We start from the raw sequence: 17,170 nt of genomic DNA, 5'->3' as shown, positions 1-17,170 counted from the left end.
GTCCGCCTTCCGCCGATCCCAAGGAGCACCGTCGAATGGCATTGAACCGCCGTCAGACGCTCAAGGCCACGGCAGCGGGCGCGCTTGCGACGACGCTTGCTGGCACTACCCGCGGGGCGACGCCGGCACCATCGGCGACGACGCTGTGGTATCGCCAGCCCGCCGACACATGGACCGAGGCGCTGCCGATCGGGAACGGCGTGCTCGGCGCGATGGTGTTCGGCGGAATCGGGCACGAACGCCTGCAGCTGAACGAGGGGACGTTGTGGGCAGGCCAGCCCTACGACCCGGTCAATCCCGACGCGAAGGCGGCACTGCCGCAGGTGCGCGCGTTGATCTTCGCGGGCAAATTTGCCGAAGCCGAGCGGCTTGCGAACGCCAAGCTGATGGCCCGGCCATTGCGCCAGATGCCGTATCAGGCGCTCGGCGACCTGCTGCTCGATTTTCCGGGGCTGGGCGAGACGACCGGCTATCATCGCCAACTCGACCTCGATTCCGCGATCGCGACGACGCAGTTCACGGCCCAAGGGGGGCAACATGAGCGACACGTGATCGCCTCGCCCGGCGACCGCGTCATCGCCGTCCGCCTGACGGCGCCCCGCGGCGGGCTGGACGTCGATATCCGGCTTTCCTCGCCCCAGCTCGGCGCCATTACGCGCGCGATCGGGACGGCACAGCTGCTCATGACCGGGACCAACGGCGCCGCCGACGGGATCGCGGGAGGACTGACGTTTGCCGCGCGGGTGTCGGTGCAGGCAGACGGCGGGCGCGTGACGGTTCGCGACGACGCCGCGATCGAGGTGCGCGGTGCCGATGCGGTCACGGTGCTCGTCGCGATGGCGACCAGCTATCGTCGCTTCGACGATGTGTCGGGCAAGCCGGAACTGCTGACCGCCGATGCCATCGCCCGCGCGACCCGGCGCGGGTTTGCGCGTATCGCCGCCGACGCGACGGCGCGGCACCGCACGCTTTTCCGCCGGATGACGATCGATCTCGGCCGGTCCGCCGCGGCATCCGAACCGACCGACCGGCGCATTGCCGCGTCGCAATCGACCGACGATCCCGCGCTCGCCGCGCTGTACCTGCAATATGCGCGCTACCTGCTGATCTCCTGCTCGCAGCCGGGCGGTCAGGCCGCGACGCTGCAGGGCTTGTGGAACGACAGCCTCAAGCCGCCCTGGGGCAGCAAGTACACGATCAACATCAATACCCAGATGAACTACTGGCCCGCCCATCCCGCAAACCTTGCCGAATGCATCGCCCCGCTGGTGCAACTGGTGCGCGAGATCGCCGAAACCGGCGAGCGGACCGCGCGGGAGATGTACGGCGCGCGCGGCTGGGTCGCGCATCACAATGTCGATCTGTGGCGCGCGACCGCGCCTATCGACGGCGCACAATATGGCTTGTGGCCCTCCGGCGGGGCGTGGCTGTGCACGCATTTGTGGGAGCATTACGACTACACGCGCGACCTGGAGTTCCTGCGTTCGGTGTATCCGTTGATGGCGGGCGCGGCGCGGTTCTTCCTCGACACGCTGCAGCGCGATCCCAATACCGGCTTTCTCGTCACCAATCCCTCGCTCAGCCCCGAAAACCCACATGGCCACGGCGGATCGCTGGCGGCTGGGCCGACGATGGACATGGGCATCCTGCGCGACCTGTTCGACCAGACGATCGCCGCCGCCGGCGTGTTGCATGTCGATCAAGCGCTGATCATCGAAATGCAGGCGGCCCGCGACCGGCTGGCACCCTACAGGATCGGAGCGCAAGGGCAGCTTCAGGAATGGCAGGACGACTGGGACGGTGGCGCCCCCGAGCAGCATCATCGCCATGTCAGCCATCTGTACGGCGTCTATCCGTCCAACCAGATCAGCGTCGAGCGCACGCCTGCGCTCGCCGAGGCGGCAAAGCGCACGCTGGAGATCCGCGGCGACATGGCCACCGGTTGGGCGATCGCATGGCGGATCAACCTGTGGGCCCGGCTGCGCGATGGCGAGCGTGCGCACAAGATTTTGAAGCTGCTGCTTGCGCCCGAACGCACCTATCCGAACATGTTCGACGCCCATCCGCCATTCCAGATCGATGGCAATTTCGGCGGTGCCGCGGCGATCCTCGAGATGCTGGTGCACAGTTACGCCGACACCGTGCACCTGCTCCCGGCATTGCCGCGCGACTACCCGACCGGCAGCGTGACCGGGCTTCGCCTTCGCGGCGCATGCGGATTGGATATGTGGTGGAGTGCCGGGCGGCTGGATCGCGCCGTGCTGCGCCCGGATCGAGACGGCGCCCGCACGATCCTATCGAATGGAGTCGCTCGCAGGGTAACGCTGTCGGCTGGCCGTTCATTGAATTTGACGCCGTCCGATTTCGCCGGGGGATCGTCGGGATGATGAGCGCCCGAGACACCAGTCGCAGCGCGGTCCTGCCATAATGTATCCCCACGAGATTTGCCGCTCGGTCGCCGTCAGGCGGTCGCATTCACGCTATTGCGCCAGTGAAAGGTCACGACATGCTGCTTCTTATTAGATCCGCGTTGGCGGTGATCGCCGGCCTGTCGCTTGGCGCAGATGCGACAAAAGTATGCGGCAACGCCACCGGGTCGGACCATGGGCATTTCTATACCTTCTGGCATGATACGGGCGCGGGCTGCATGACCCTCGACCGTGGCGGGCGGTACGGCGTCGAGTGGCAGCTGGGCAAGGGCGGCAATCTCGTGGCCGGGAAAGGCTGGGTGAAAGGCACGCTCGACCGTGTCGTCCGGTATCGGGCAAACGCCTTCGTACCGGGCACGAACGGATATCTCGCGCTGTACGGTTGGTCGACCGATCCTCTCGTCGAATATTACGTCGTGGAAAACTGGGGCGACTTCACCCCGCCCGGTGGCGACGCCGTTTCCCTCGGTACAGTGACCAGCGATGGCGGCACGTATCGCCTGTATCGCACACGGCGGATCGATCAGCCGTCTATCGCGGGCACTGCGACCTTCTCCCAATATTGGAGCGTGCGAAGCGTAAAGCGTCCGGTCGGCGGCACGGCCACGATCACGTTCGGCAATCACGTCGCCGCCTGGCGCAAGCTGGGCCTAAAGCTCGGCGCGCTGGACTATCAGGTGATGGCCACCGAAGGATTCGGCAGCAACGGTCGTTCCGATATCCGCCTTCTGGAAAGGTAACGCTCGATCAGCTCGTCCGCGGCTGGGCGTTCAGCCATCCCATTTCCTTGCTGATATGCCGGCATAGTTCGCCCAGTTCGGCGACCGCGTCCTTGCGGTCAGCTTCGGCAGCCTGAGACACCAGCGCCGTCGCGACGAGCGTCGCGCGTCCCTGCAGATCAAGAATCGGGAATGCGGTCGCGTGAAGGCCCGGGATGACGGTGCCGGTTTCGATCGCCATGCCATCGGCCTTTACCGCGGCACAGAGCATCTCGATCGTCAGGCTGGCAGAGCCTGCCTGGTCTTGCTCGGCGTTTACGAGGCTGGCGGTTTCAGAGCGCGGCATGAAGGCTAGGAAGACACGCCCAGTCGCAGAGGCCAAAAGCGGCAGGACGGACCCGACATGCAACGTCGTCAGTAGCGCCGGGCGGCCATTGTAGAGCCTCACGATCGTCGGCCCCATCGGACCGAACGCGGAAATCTGTACGGTCTGTCCGGTTCGTTCGACGAACCCATCGATCACGCGATCGACGATCTTGAAGGCGTCGGTTCGCGCCAGTGCGACAAGGCCGAGGCGCAGCGCGGCCGAGCCGAGATCATAGCGTCCCGACGCAGCATCCTGCCGCGCCATGCCCGACGTGATCAGACTTTGCAGATAGCGATGGACCTGCGGCGCGGGCATGCCGACGGCTTGGGCGATAGCACTTAGCGGCGATGCGCCTCCCGCCGCGCCGAGCGCCTCGAGGATCCGCATGCCGATCTCGATCGACTGTATGCCGCGACGTCGGGTCGTGCTCCCGGTATCGCCGCCGGTATCATCGTCGTCTGCCAACTCGTCGCACTCCTCGATCAGACCGGCCTAACGGCAAAGCGCGCCCTGCTTCAACACGCAACACATCAAGCTGCGTTCCCAACGGGCGGAAAGTTCGCCAGCGGATGAGGCGGCGTGCGACGCAGGAAAACCGCAAGTAGCAGGCATGTCGCCGCGATCCAGAAACAGAACTGATAGGCGTCGATGTAGCTGAGCACATAGGCCTCATGCCGGATGCCGCCAGCTAGCGAGGCAGCGCTATGGCCGAGCGCACCGGTGCGGACCCGATCGACCCCGCTACCGAGCAGGACCGAATGCAGTGCCTCGCGTTTCCGGATCAACGTGGTGAGAACCGCGGCGGCGAGTTCGGGACCGACGACGCGGGGGACCTGGATATAGGCGACCAGGCTGATCAGTTCCTCGCGGGCGGAATTGGCGACGGTGATCGCGATGCAGGTCAGCAGCACGGCCGAGTTTCCCGCACCGATCAGCATGCTCATCAACGCGAAGTCGTCGGCGCGCCAGACATGCGTGAGTTCGGTGCCGAGCCAGCACCCGATCATCACCAGGACGAGCCCGATCGCCAGGCTGAGGCGGATGTCGCCACGCCGGATCGACCAGATCGTGAGCGGGATCGCGCCAAGCTGGACCAGGTCGATCCACCAGAGCGCATGGCCCGACTGCGCCGGCTTGAGCTGCCCCACGGTCGCCAGAAAGTTCGGGATCAGCAGCGAGGTCGCGCCGCTCATCATCCCGAACATCATGACGATGAGCAGCGGCAGATAGATGTTGCGGCGAAGCAGCGCGGCCGGATGCGCAAACGGCACGGGCGAGATGAACTGCCAGACGACCGCGGCGGCGACGAGTGCGATACCGCCCACCAGCAGCGCGATGACCGGCCCGGAGGCGAGCCAGTCGAGCCGGTTGCCCTGATCGAGGCCCGCATAGAGCAACGTCAGCCCCACGCAGTACATCATCACTTCGCCCTTGTTGGTCTTCTGCCAGAGGTCCCGATTGGGCGGACGATCGGGGAAGCTGACCAGCGACAGCGCCAGGAACGCCACGCCGAACAGCGTCGCCTGCCAGTAGATCGCCTGCCAGCCGAGATCCTCGACGAACCAGCCGCTCAGCGACACGCCGGTGTGCAGCGCCAGCGTCAGGCGCACCGAATAGAGGCCGAGCGCGATCAACCAATAGCGCGGCGAGAGATTGCCGAACACGATCGCCAGCGTCGCGGGCACGAAGCAGCCGAGCAGGAATCCGTCCACCGCATGAAGCACGAAGATCGCCGGAATGCCCGAGGCGAGCGGTGTCAGCAGCGTCGTGACGATGAACGCCACCGCCGACGTGACGAGGATCCGGCGTGCGCCGAACATCACCACCATCAGCGGCACCGCCGGCGCGGACAGCAGCTGCGCGGCGTTGGTGACGGTGTTGAGCCAGGCCCCCTGGTCGACGCTGAGGCCGTAGGCGCCGCGGATGTCGGCCAGCGAGATGCCGAAATCGCGCGTGAACAGGCTCGTCATGAAGGTGCCGAGCAGGACGGCGATCACGCAGCCGACCGGACGCGCCTCGATGTTGCCCGACGCCAGCACGCGCCAGAAGTTCAGGCTGGCAAAGGCTGGCAACCGGTGTGGTCGCACCGACCGTTCAGCCACGCGTATCGATCCGCGTGGTGACGGACATGCCCGCCCGCAACCGCGTGACGATCGGCTGCGCCGGGGTCAGGTCGATCCGCAAGGGAATGCGCTGCGTCACCTTCGTGAAGTTGCCGGTCGCATTGTCGGCCGGCAGCGCGGCGAAGGTCGCGCCACTCGCGGGCGCCAGGCGCGACACGCGACCGTGCAGCCGTACGCCGGGGAGGCTGTCGACGAGGATCTCGACCGATTGTCCCGGCGCGATCCGTGACAGCTGCGTCTCCTTATAGTTGGCGACGACATAGGGCATCGTCTTCGCGACGAAGGTCACGACCGCGGCGCCCGGGCTCAACAGGCTTCCGGGCTGGACGACGCGCTGGCCGATGGTTCCATCCGCCGGGGCGATGATGCGGGTATAGGACAGCGCGATCTTCGCCGAATCCAGGGTGGCGCGAGCGGCGAGCACGTCCGCCTCGCGCTGGGCACGCTGCCCTTCGAGGACGTCGCGCTGGCGGTTTGCGAGATCGACCGCGGCAAGGTTGCCCGCCTGGCTTGCGCGAACGACGGCGGCGTTCGATCGTGCGCTGTCGGCCTCCTGCCCCGTGACCGCGCCGGAACTCGCCAGTGCCGCAAAGCGCCGGTCGTCGTCGACCGCGAGCGTGAGCTTGCTCGTGCTGCTGTCGACGCTCGCCTTTGCCTGCGCGATCGTCGCGCGCTGCGCCGCGACCTCGTGATCGAGGTTGTCGAGGATCGCCTGCGCCTTGGCGAGCGCCGCCTCGGCATGGAGGACGCTGGCGCGAAACTCGCGATCGTCGATCTGGACGAGAAGCTCCCCCGCCCGCACTTTCTGGAAATCGACGAAATTGACCGCGCGGACATAGCCCGAGACCTTGGCGTCGATGACCGCGGAATCGGCCTGGATGGTGGCATTGTCGGTCGTCTGGATGACCCGATCGGCCTCGAAGCTGTTCCAGCGCACCGAGACCAAGGCGATCGCGCCGATCACGAGGGCAAGGATGATCCAGGGAACCAGGCGCACCCAGCGGCGCTCGCCGGGCAATGACGTCGTTTCGGTGGCGTTCGAGTGTGCAGGTGCGGCGTCGGCCATGTCTGTGTCGGTCTTCCTGGTAATCAGGCGCCGCCGCCGAGCGCACGCACGAGCGCGACGTCGAGGGCGAAGCGCCGTGTTTCGAGTTGCGACACCGCGCGACGGGCCGAGATGAACGTATTTTCGGCGGACAGCACCGCGATGTAGCTGAGCAATCCGCCGCGATAACGCAGCGTCGCGGCCTGGTAGGCGGTGCCAGCGGCATCGCGCGCCGCCTGCGCGTGACCCAGCTGCTCGGCCAGTGCGCGCGTGCTCGTCGTCACCTGCGCGACGTCCTGCAATGCGTGGATCAACGCGTCGTTGTAGCTTGCGACCGCCTCGTCATAGTCGGCGCGCGATCCGCGGTAATTGGCCGACAGCGCGCCGCCGCGGAAGATCGGCAGGCTGATCGCCGGGCCGATGTTGCCCGCGATCGACTGCGAATTGAAGAATTGTCCGAGCCCCAGCACCTGCGGGCCGATGAAGGCCGACAGGTTGATGCTCGGATAGAAGCCCGCGCGCGCCTGTTTGATCTGCGCCGCACGCACCTCGACCCGGTAGCGCGCGGCGCGGACGTCGGGTCGGCGGCCGATGAGGTCGGCCGGAACGTTCGAGGGCAGGCCGAACACCGCCAGCGCAGGGTCGGCCGGACGCGTGATGGTTTCGGCACGGTCCGGTCCTGCCCCCAGCAGCGTGGCGATCCGCAGGCGGGTGAGGTCGACCAGTTCGTTGGAAGCACCGAGCAATTGGCGAGCGCTTTCCAGCGCGCTCTGCGCCTGACCCTGGGACGCCAGCGTCTCCAGGCCTTCCACCCGGCGCCGGGTCACCAGATCGGCGGTGCGTTCGCGCACGCCGACGGTGTCGGTCGCCAGATCGACGTCGCGCATCTGGCCGAGAAGATCGGCATAGGCACTGGCAACCGCGGTCGTCAGGACGAGGCGCGCCTGCGCGGCGTCGGCCCGCGACGCGTCGGTCGCCGAAAGCGCCGCTGCGATCGCCGCGCGGTTGCGGCCGAAGAAATCGAGGTTCCAGTCGAGCCCGAGCCGTACGCCCGCGGCATCGTTCACGCCCTTGGGCACGCCCGTAAAGGGCACGCCGTTCCAGTAGCTCGCCTTGGCCTCGGCGAACGAAGCGCCCAGCGTCAGTTGCGGAAGATCGGCGGAACGCGCCTGATAGGTCATCGCTTCCGCACGGCGGACGCGGGCGGCAGCGACCTCCAGCGTCGGCGAACTCAGGATCGCTTCACCGACCAGCGTGTCGAGTTGAGGATCGCGGTACCGTTGCCACCATGTGTCCGTCGGCCAGTCGACGGCAAACGCGGTCAGCATCTTCCCCCCATGCAGATCCGACGGCGCCAGTATAACCGGGCCGGGCGCGACATGCGGCACGCTGGCACAACCGCTTGCCAACAAGGCAACCGTGATGGCGAGCATGGGGGACAGATGGCGTTCGCAGCGAGCCATGGGGTTCGGGTCGTCTCTTATCGTGAAGTGGCGSGSGGCCGTGTCGAACGGCCGCGCGCAAGGTTATCAGAACGGGCGATCAGAACAGGTGGATCAGAACGGGTAAGGCTGGTTGGCCTGCTCGATCGTGACCCATTTGAGTTCGGTGAACTCCTCGATCACGGCATCGCCGTCGAAACGGCCATAGCCGCTCTGCTTCATGCCGCCATACGGGGCCTGAGGCTCGTTCTGGACGGTTGCGCCATTGATGTGGACGCAACCCGCCTCGATCCGCGATGCCACGTCCAGCGCACGCGTCACGTCGCGGCCGAACACGGCCGACGACAGGCCATACGGCGTGTCGTTGGCGACCCTGATGGCCTCTTCGGTATCCTTGACGCGGACGATCGTCGTGATCGGACCAAAGGTCTCCTCGTCATAGATCGCCATGCCGGGTTTCACGTGATCGACGATCGTCGCGGGCATGACAGCGCCTTGGGCCTTGCCGCCGATCGCGAGGACAGCACCCTTTGCCAGCGCATCCGCGATGAGCCCGTTGATCCGCGTGCCGGACCGGGAATCGACCAAGGGCCCAATGACGGTACCGGGATTGATCACCGGATCGCCGGCAGGCAGGGCCGCGACCTTCGCCACGAACTTTTCGAGGAAGGCGTCCGCGATCGAGTCGTCGACGACGAAGCGCTCCGTCGACATGCAGATCTGGCCCTGGTACATGAACGCGCCGAAGGTGGCGGCGTTCGCAGCTCCGTCGAGATCGGCGTCGTCGAGCACCACGAAGGGTGCCTTGCCGCCGAGTTCGAGCAGGCAGCGCTTGAGATTCTTCGCGCAATTCTCGGCGATGATCCGGCCAACCTTGGTCGAGCCGGTGAAATTGACGCGACGAACCGCGGGGTGCGCGATGAGCGTGTCGATGATGTCGGCCGCATCCTCGGGCGCGTTGACGATGAAGTTGAGCGCGCCGGCGGGCAGGCCAGCCTCGTAAAAGGCCTCTGCGACCAGCGAGTGGGTCCGCGGGCTAGCCTCGGAGGCCCGGAACAACACGGTATTCCCGAAGGCGAGCGGATAGGCGATCGCGCGCGCGGCCAGCAGGATCGGGCCGTTCCACGGCACGATGCTGAGCACGACGCCGACTGGCTGACGCAGCGTCATCGACAGCGTACCCGGCTTGTCGGTCGGGATCGTCGCGCCCTGGACCTGCGTCGTAAGGCCGGCAGCTTCGCGCAACAGCGCCGCCGAACCCGATACGTTGAAATTGGCCCAGAGTGCCGAGGCGCCCACTTCGGCGGCCATAGCCTCCGCGATCGCCTCGCGCTTGGCCTCCAGCCTGTCGGCGGCGGCGAGCAGGATGCGACGGCGCTCGGTGGGCCCCGCCTTCGACCATGGCCCGAAGGCGCGCTGTGCCGAGTCCGCCGCGCGCACCGCGTCGGCGACGTTGGCGGCTGCGGCGCGTGTCACGACCTCGCCGGAGACCGGGTTGCGCCGCTCGAACACGCGGCCCGAACCGGCATCCACCGCTTCGTTATCGATTACCAGACGGACGTCCATTGCGCTTCTCCATCGCGTGGGCGGCAGCGCCGCCGATCATTGCAGCCAAGCGAGGAAGGCGGCTCGACGAGTCGTCGACCCTCGGGGGCCGGGTCTTCAAATAGGATCAAGTTACGCAATGTCAAATACGTTACGCATTGAAGAACCATGATCATCCGCATATGTCGGCGGTCGGCGATAGAGTCGCATGGTGCGGCCGACCGCCTGACAGGAGACACATCATGCAAGACACAGTCGAAGGTCGCCCGATGCGCGCGGCGCTGGTTCGCGAAGCTGCGGGGCCGTTCCTGCTCGAAGAGGTTACACTTGCCCCGCCCCGCCCGACCGAGGTTCTCGTCCGCGTGGTCGCCAGCGGCGTGTGTCACACCGACATGCTTGTCCGGAACCAGGGCTATACGACGCCGCTGCCGATGATCCTCGGCCATGAAGGATCGGGCGTCGTCGAAGCGATCGGCGCGGACGTGACGACGATCGCGGTCGGCGACCATGTCGTGATGACCTATATGTCGTGCGGCCTGTGCGACACCTGCGAGTCCGGCCATCCAGCGCATTGCGAGAACATGGGGCCGCTCAATTTCGGCGGCGGTCGGCTGGATGGATCGAGCGGCGCCACGGATGCCGAGGGTCACGTCATGCACGACCATTTCTTCGGTCAGTCGGCGTTTGCCGAATACGCCCTCGCCAACGAGCGCAACGTCGTTCGCGTGCCGCAGGACGTTCCGCTCGAACTGATGGGTCCGCTGGGATGCGGTATCCAGACCGGCGCCGGGTCGGTCCTGAACGCATTGAAGGTCCGTGCTGGATCGAGCTTTGTCGCCTTCGGCACCGGTGCGGTCGGTCTCAGTGCGATCATGGCGGCCAAGGTCGCCGGGGCGACGACGATCATCGCCGCCGACGTCAACCCGGCCAGACTGGCGCTCGCGCTCGAACTCGGCGCGACGCATATCGTCAACAGCAAGGAAGAGGATCCCGTCGCGCGCATCCGCGAGATCACCGGCAAGGGCGTGGATTTCGCACTCGAGGCGAGCGGTCGCGGCGAAGTGCTCCGGCAGGCGATCGATTGCCTGGGCATCTTCGGCGTCTGTGGCATCGTCGGTGCGACCAAGCAGGGGACCGAAGTGGCATTCGACGTCAACGACGTCATGATTCCGGGCAAGCGTATCATGGGCATCGTCCAGGGCGACGTCGTTGCCAAGACGTTCATTCCGGTCCTGATCGACCTGTACAAGCAGGGCCGTTTCCCGTTCGACCGGCTCGTCCGGTTCTACGCGTTCGACGACATCAACCAGGCGATGGAGGATTCCGAACGCGGCGTCACGATCAAGCCGATCCTGCGTATCGCTCGCGAGCCTGTTGCCGTCTGAACGACCGGGTGGAGTCCCTACCACGGGACTCCATTTCCCTTTTGATCTATGCGAAAACGCATACACGTCACGCGCACATCGCGTATCGCTAAAGCTTTATGCAGCGCTCATATCAGCCGGGTAGCAACGAGGTGTCCAAATGCTTCCCGCCCTTTTCGTATCGCACGGTGCGCCGACCTTCCCGCTGACGGATGCGCCCGCCCGCCTGTTTCTCGAGCAACTCGGGGCAGAGCTTCCCGAACGACCGCGCGCGATCCTCGTGATCTCCGCGCATTGGGAAACCGCCGCGCCGAGCGTGACCGCGAGCGCGGTCAACGAGACGATCCACGACTTCACCGGCTTTCCCGCCGAGCTGTATGCGATCCGCTATGCAGCGCCCGGCTCCGCCTGGCTGGTCGATCGTGTCGCCGGCCTGATCGAAACGGCTGGCGGCACGGTCGCGCGCGTCCCCGGCCGCGGCCTCGATCATGGCGCGTGGGTGCCGGTCCGGCTCGTCTATCCCGAGGCCGACATCCCCGTCGTCCAGCTCTCGGTCCAGACCGCTCTGGGGCCGGACTATCATTACAAGCTAGGCCAGCTGCTGGCACCCCTCCGCGAGGAGGGCGTGCTGATCGTCGGCTCGGGCAGCTTCACCCACGACCTGTCCAGCTTCCGCCAATATTACAACGCTCTGCACGCCCCCGCCCCGGCCTGGGTCGATCAGTTCGCGGACTGGATGACCGATGCGATCGAGGAAGGGCGCATCGATGACCTGCTCGCCTATCGGAACCGCGCGCCGCAAGCTGTGCGCAACCATCCGACCGAGGAGCATCTCCTGCCGCTGTTCGTAGCGCTGGGAGCCGGAAGCGGCGGTAGCGAGGCCGGACGGGCCGAGCATCTCCACGCGAGCACCACACACGGCATCCTGCGGATGGATGCCTTCGCATTTGGAGGAGCGGCATGAACCGGCCGCTGATCGTCGCGCTGCACGGTGTCGGATCGTCCGGCCCCGACATGGGCGCGGCCCTCGCCCCGTTGACTGCCGTTGCCGAGGTGATCGCACTCGATGGCTGCGAACCCTTCGACGGCGGCGGCCGCGGGCGGCAATGGTTCTCGGTCAGCGGCGTGACCGAGGCCGACCGGCCGCGGCGCGTGGCGGGTGCGTTGCCTCGCATGCTCAAGCGGCTCGACGACCTGGCAAGACAGCACGGTGTCGCGCGAGAGAATCTCGTGCTGCTCGGCTTCAGCCAGGGCGCGATCATGACGCTCGCGATGGTGGCGCAGGGGTTTCACGCCGGGCGTGCCATCGCGATCGCAGGCCGACTAGCAGCCCCTGTCCTCCCGGCCGGAGCAAACCCCGCGTCATTGATCGTCATCGCCGACTCCGTCGACCGGGTGATGCCGCAAGGATTGTCGCAGGATGCCGCCGAACGGCTTCGCGCGGCAGGCCACCATGTCGATCAGATCCTGACTTCCGGGATCGGCCATAGCATCGGCGCGCAAACTCTTTCATCGATCGCAAGCTGGCTCGCCGCGACCGCTTCACCACGAACCCCCGAACTCACCCCCGCACTTACGATCGAAGGATGACATCATGACCACCAACAGCCTGGATACCACCGCCTCTTCCTGGGCGCCTCGCCTGCACGCCATCTTCCGGATCGTCCTGGCGCTCCTGTTCCTGTCGCACGGACTGGTGAAGCTGTTCGGCTTTCCCGCCGGCGCCGCACCGGGCCAGGTGCCGCTGCTGAGCCTGTTCGGGCTTGCAGCCGTCCTTGAACTCGTCGGCGGCCTCGCCCTGCTCGTCGGCCTGTTCACCCGCCCGATCGCCTTCGTGCTGGCAGGCGAGATGGCCGTCGCCTACTTCATGGTTCACGCTCCCCAGGGCTTCTTCCCGGTCCTAAACGGCGGCGAGCTCGCGGTCATCTACACCTTCGCCTTCCTCTTCCTGGCCGCCGCGGGTTCCGGCCCCTGGAGCATCGACGCCAAGCGCGGTGCATGATGCTCGACTGGGATGACCTCAAGACGTTCCTGGCGATCACCCGGCACGGCACGCTGTCCGCGGCCGCGCGGGCGCTGAAGGTCAGCCAGACGACGATGGGCCGCCGGCTCGACCATCTCCATGGTCGGGCCGGCGCAACCCTGCTCGATCGTACGCCGACGGGGTTCCGATTGACCCCGACGGGTGCGGCGATCCTCGGCGAGGTCGAGCGCATGGAGGATGCGGCGTTGTCGCTGGAGCGCACGATCAGCGGCGAGGATCAGCGCCTGGAGGGACTAGTCCGTGTCACCACGGTCGATGCGCTCGCCGCGCACATCCTCACCGCCGGTCTCAAGCCGCTTCACGACGCACATCCCGGTATCGTGATCGAGTTGATCACCGATAATCGCTCGCTCAGCCTCGCCCGCCGCGAAGCCGACATCGCCGTCCGCCTCGGTCGGTTCGATGCCCATGAAACGGTCGTGCGGAAGATCGGCGAGATGGCGTTCGCCGTCTATGGTTCCGCCGCCTATCTCGACGCACGCGGTTTGCCCGACTGGGCGGCCGGCGCGCCGGGGCACAGGATCGTGCGAGTCCAGGACGACCTGCTCGACACGCCGGACGGACGCTGGTTCGCGGACCGCACGACGCGCGCCGAACCTGCGCTTCTCGCGAACAGCCGCGAAGTTCAGATGCAGGGCGTCAAGGCGGGCCTCGGGCTCGCTCACCTGCCCTGTTACCTCGCCGCGCATCAGTCGGATCTGGTCCGCCTGGATACCGGCGAAGCCCTCACGCGCGAGATATGGATGGGCGTCCACCGCGACACCCGCCACGCGCCGCGGATCATGGCGGTCCAGGACGTCCTCGTCGCCGCGATCGCCACGAACAAGGCGTTGCTGTTGCCGAATTTCGGTACGGCCGCGCCTCCATCTTCACTTACTGCTCAACCACAAGGGAACGCATCATGACCGGCAAGCCAACAATCGGTATCCTTATCGGCAGCCTGCAAACCAATGGCCTGACGCGCAAACTCGCGACCGCGATCGCGAAGCTCGGCGCCGACCAGTTCGACGTCTCGGTTATCGAGATCGGTGCCCTCCCGCTCTACAATCCCGAGCGTGAAGAGCAGGGCGTGGCCGAATGGAATGATTTCCGGGCGGCGGTCGCGCCGATGGACGGCATCCTGTTCGTGACGCCGGAATATAACCGGTCCGTTCCCGCCGCGCTCAAGAACGCGATCGATGTCGGCTCGCGTCCTTACGGTGCCAGTGTCTGGTCGGGTAAGCCGGCCGGGGTCGTATCACAGTCGCCCGGCGCGATCGGCGGGTTCGGCGCCAACCATCACCTGCGGCAGAGCCTGGTATTCCTCGACATGCCCGCGATGCAGCAGCCGGAGGCCTATCTGGGACACGCCGCCAGCCTGTTCGATGACGCCGGCAACCTGGTCGAAGGCAGCGGCAAGACCTTCCTCGAAGGCTTCTGCGCGGCATTCACCGCTTGGGTAGCACTGCACCCAAGCAAGGCCTGATCGACCAAGGGGACCCGGCCAGCCTATCGGCCGGCCGGGTTCACCGGGTTACGCCAGACGCTGCGCGTGCCACCGTAGATGGTCGGCCATAAAGGTCGAGATGAAGTAATAGCTGTGATCGTACCCAGGCTGCATCCGCAACGTCAGGTCGATCGCGGCCGCATCGCATGCCGCCTTCAGCAGTTCGGGGCGGAGCTGTTCGACTAGGAACTGGTCGGCATCGCCTTGATCGACGAGTATCGCCGGAAGGCGCGCGCCGTCCTCGATCAGCGCGACCGCGTCATGCGAACGCCATGTCGCGCGATCGTCGCCCAGATAGCCCGGGAGCGCCTTGACGCCCCACGGCACCTGGCTGGGCGCGACGATCGGCGCGAGTGCGGAGACCGCCTTGAACCGGTCGGGGTGACGCAGGCCGATGGTCAGCGCGCCGTGTCCACCCATCGAATGGCCCATGATCGACTGCCGCGTCATGTCGACCGGGAAATTGGCGGCGACGAGCGCAGGCAATTCCTCGGTGACATAGCTCCACATCCGGTAATTGGCCGCGAACGGCGTTTCGATCGCGTCGACGTAGAATCCGGCGCCGAGACCGAAGTCATAGGCACCGGCGGCATCGTCGGGCACGCCTTCCCCGCGCGGGCTGGTATCCGGCGCGACGAGGATAAGGCCGAGTTCCGCACAGGCCGCGCGAAACTCGCCCTTTTCGGTGACGTTGGCGTGCGTGCACGACAGCCCCGACAGGAACCACACGACCGGCAGCGTCGCCCCCTCGTCATGCGGCGGGACATAGACCGAGAACGTCATCTCGGTACCGGTGGCGGCAGAGGCGTGTTTGTACACGCCCTGCACGCCACCATGCGATCGATTGGTCGAAACCGTCTCGATCATGGCCATTACGCCGCCTGCTTCAGCTTGTAGGCCTGCGTCGCGAGCACATCCATCAGCGTCGGGTTGAGGCAGTCATAAGGCTCGAGACCGAGTGTTTTGAGCTGCGCGCGCACCGGCGTGGTTTCCGATGGATCGACGCCGCCTTCGATGATCGACGAGACGAATGCCGCAAAACCCGGTGCCGCTGCACCCTTTTTGTCGAACAGCTCGGCGTGGACGAAATCGAGACCGTAGAAGCCGTGGTCCTTGTTCTCGATCCGGCCGTACAGATGCACGCCGCACACGGTGCAGGCGTGGCGCTGGATCGCCGCGCTCTCGTCGACGATCGCCAGCTTGTCGCCGTTCCGGGTGATCGCGACCTTCTCGCGCGGGACGACGCCGACGACGGCGAATGCCGCGCCCTCGGGCTTCCAGCACTTGGTGCAGCCGCACGCATGGTTGTGTGCGACGTCGCCGTCGACCGTCACCGTGACGGTGCGGTCGGTGCAATGACAGCTGAGCGTGCCGCCGGCGAAATCGCCGGTGCCGGGGGTCACGCCGCTATCGAGCATAGGGTGGAGGGATATGGTCATGGGATAACTCCGTGTGATTAGTAGACGACGACCGAGCGGATGCTCTCGCCGGAATGCATGAGCTCGAAGCCCTTGTTGATCTCGTCCAGCGTCAGGACATGCGTGATCATCGAGTCGATCTCGATCTTGCCGTTCATGTACCAGTCGACGATCTTCGGAACGTCGGTGCGGCCGCGGGCGCCGCCGAACGCGCTGCCCTGCCAGACGCGGCCGGTGACCAGCTGGAACGGACGCGTCGAGATTTCCTTGCCGGCCTCCGCCACGCCGATCACGGTCGAGACACCCCAGCCGCGATGACAGGCTTCGAGCGCCTGGCGCATCACGATCGTGTTGCCGGTGCAGTCGAACGTGAAGTCCGCGCCGCCAGCGGTCAGCGCGACGAGGTGCGCGACGATGTCACCGTCGATCTTCGACGGATTGACGAAGTGCGTCATGCCGAACTTGCGGCCCCACTCCTCCTTGTCGTCGTTCAGGTCGACGCCGATGATCATGTCGGCACCCACCATGCGGGCACCCTGGACCACGTTCAGGCCGATGCCGCCGAGTCCGAACACGATCACCGTGTTGCCGACCTGGACCTTGGCGCTGTTTACCACGGCGCCCACGCCGGTAGTCACGCCGCAACCGATATAGCAGGTGGTCTTGAACGGCGCGTCCTCACGGATCTTCGCCACGGCGATCTCCGGCAAGACCGTGAAGTTCGAGAAGGTCGAGCAGCCCATGTAATGGAAGATCTGCTGGCCCTTGTACGAGAAGCGGGTCGTGCCGTCGGGCATGAGCCCCTTGCCCTGCGTCGCGCGGATCGCGGTGCACAGGTTGGTCTTGCCGCTGAGGCACGACTTACACTGGCGGCATTCGGGCGTGTAGAGCGGGATGACGTGATCGCCCGGCTTCACGCTGGTGACGCCGGGGCCGACTTCCCGGACGATGCCGGCGCCTTCATGGCCGAGCACGCTCGGGAACAGGCCTTCGCTGTCGAGGCCGCCCAAAGTGTAGGCGTCGGTATGGCACAGGCCGGTCGCCATGATCTCGACGAGGACCTCACCGAACTTGGGCCCTTCCAGGTCCAGCTCGACGATTTCCAGGGGCTTCTTTGCTTCGAAGGCGACGGCCGCGCGCGTTTTCATTTTGATCTCCAATTCTGCGATCCATGTCATGCCATGCTCG

General features: G+C 66.2%; 16 protein-coding genes. 8 read left to right on the top strand and 8 right to left on the bottom strand.

The window, feature by feature from the left end; translation table 11 throughout:
* The first annotated feature begins 35 nt into the window (after positions 1-35).
* Together VH567_RS09225 and VH567_RS09220 are read left to right on the top strand one after the other, a co-directional pair.
* A complete protein-coding gene (locus VH567_RS09225; protein WP_423325335.1) occupies positions 36-2,387 on the top strand; it encodes a glycoside hydrolase family 95 protein in 2,352 nt (783 codons plus the stop codon).
* Between the two features lie 149 nt (positions 2,388-2,536).
* On the top strand, positions 2,537-3,169 hold the full coding sequence (locus VH567_RS09220; RefSeq protein ID WP_423325876.1) for a glycoside hydrolase family 11 protein: 633 nt from the start codon (positions 2,537-2,539) through the stop codon (positions 3,167-3,169).
* A 7-nt stretch (positions 3,170-3,176) separates the two neighbouring features.
* Here VH567_RS09220 and VH567_RS09215 read toward each other — a convergent pair whose 3' ends face one another.
* From VH567_RS09215 to VH567_RS09195, 5 genes are all read right to left on the bottom strand, one after another.
* Positions 3,177-3,980 carry an IclR family transcriptional regulator gene (locus VH567_RS09215; RefSeq protein WP_423325333.1) on the bottom strand — a complete coding sequence of 268 codons (804 nt, stop codon included), beginning with the start codon at positions 3,978-3,980 and terminating at the stop codon, positions 3,177-3,179.
* Positions 3,981-4,045: 65 nt separating this feature from the next.
* A complete protein-coding gene (locus VH567_RS09210; protein ID WP_423325331.1) occupies positions 4,046-5,617 on the bottom strand; it encodes an MFS transporter in 1,572 nt (523 codons plus the stop codon).
* Positions 5,610-6,704 (bottom strand): HlyD family secretion protein, encoded by a 1,095-nt coding sequence (locus VH567_RS09205; protein ID WP_423325329.1) that lies wholly within the window; start codon positions 6,702-6,704, stop codon positions 5,610-5,612. The genes VH567_RS09210 and VH567_RS09205 overlap by 8 nt, the downstream gene beginning before the upstream one ends.
* A 23-nt stretch (positions 6,705-6,727) precedes the next feature.
* Entirely contained in the window at positions 6,728-8,116 is a 1,389-nt protein-coding gene (locus VH567_RS09200; protein WP_423325327.1) for an efflux transporter outer membrane subunit, read from the bottom strand.
* Between the two features lie 123 nt (positions 8,117-8,239).
* Positions 8,240-9,691, bottom strand: coding sequence for an aldehyde dehydrogenase (locus tag VH567_RS09195; protein WP_423325325.1), 1,452 nt, complete (start codon positions 9,689-9,691; stop codon positions 8,240-8,242).
* A gap of 221 nt (positions 9,692-9,912) precedes the next feature.
* Between VH567_RS09195 and VH567_RS09190 the strand changes: the two genes are divergently transcribed.
* From VH567_RS09190 to VH567_RS09165, 6 genes are all read left to right on the top strand, one after another.
* Positions 9,913-11,055: an NAD(P)-dependent alcohol dehydrogenase gene (locus tag VH567_RS09190; RefSeq protein ID WP_423325323.1), complete on the top strand. Its 1,143-nt coding sequence runs from the start codon at positions 9,913-9,915 to the stop codon at positions 11,053-11,055.
* A 139-nt stretch (positions 11,056-11,194) separates the two neighbouring features.
* A complete protein-coding gene (locus VH567_RS09185; RefSeq protein ID WP_423325321.1) occupies positions 11,195-11,998 on the top strand; it encodes a DODA-type extradiol aromatic ring-opening family dioxygenase in 804 nt (267 codons plus the stop codon).
* Positions 11,995-12,624, top strand: a complete 630-nt coding sequence (locus VH567_RS09180) for a hypothetical protein (protein ID WP_423325319.1) — start codon at positions 11,995-11,997, stop codon at positions 12,622-12,624. Before VH567_RS09185 ends, VH567_RS09180 begins: the two co-directional genes overlap by 4 nt.
* 4 nt (positions 12,625-12,628) lie before the next feature.
* Complete coding sequence (locus VH567_RS09175; RefSeq protein ID WP_423325317.1) at positions 12,629-13,036, top strand: DoxX family protein; 408 nt, start codon at positions 12,629-12,631, stop codon at positions 13,034-13,036.
* Positions 13,033-13,983, top strand: coding sequence for a LysR family transcriptional regulator (locus VH567_RS09170; RefSeq protein ID WP_423325315.1), 951 nt, complete (start codon positions 13,033-13,035; stop codon positions 13,981-13,983). Before VH567_RS09175 ends, VH567_RS09170 begins: the two co-directional genes overlap by 4 nt.
* Entirely contained in the window at positions 13,980-14,543 is a 564-nt protein-coding gene (locus tag VH567_RS09165; protein WP_423325311.1) for an NADPH-dependent FMN reductase, read from the top strand. The genes VH567_RS09170 and VH567_RS09165 overlap by 4 nt, the downstream gene beginning before the upstream one ends.
* A gap of 48 nt (positions 14,544-14,591) precedes the next feature.
* On the opposite strand, the gene fghA is transcribed toward VH567_RS09165, so the two are convergent.
* The 3 genes from fghA to VH567_RS09150 are packed head-to-tail and all read right to left on the bottom strand — an operon-like array spanning position 14,592 to position 17,130.
* The gene (fghA, locus tag VH567_RS09160; RefSeq protein WP_423325309.1) at positions 14,592-15,437 is read right to left on the bottom strand and encodes an S-formylglutathione hydrolase; all 846 of its coding nucleotides are present in this window, start codon (positions 15,435-15,437) and stop codon (positions 14,592-14,594) included.
* Positions 15,437-16,003 (bottom strand): S-(hydroxymethyl)glutathione synthase, encoded by a 567-nt coding sequence (gfa, locus tag VH567_RS09155; RefSeq protein ID WP_423325307.1) that lies wholly within the window; start codon positions 16,001-16,003, stop codon positions 15,437-15,439. Before gfa ends, fghA begins: the two co-directional genes overlap by 1 nt.
* A gap of 17 nt (positions 16,004-16,020) precedes the next feature.
* Positions 16,021-17,130, bottom strand: a complete 1,110-nt coding sequence (locus VH567_RS09150; protein ID WP_423325304.1) for an S-(hydroxymethyl)glutathione dehydrogenase/class III alcohol dehydrogenase — start codon at positions 17,128-17,130, stop codon at positions 16,021-16,023.
* Between the last annotated feature and the right edge of the window lie 40 nt (positions 17,131-17,170).

This window comes from Sphingomonas sp. 4RDLI-65, assembly GCF_049472435.1.
GTDB lineage: Bacteria > Pseudomonadota > Alphaproteobacteria > Sphingomonadales > Sphingomonadaceae > Sphingomonas.
The sequence above is the reverse complement of the archived record's forward strand: the minus strand, read 5'-3'. Positions and strand labels throughout refer to the sequence as shown.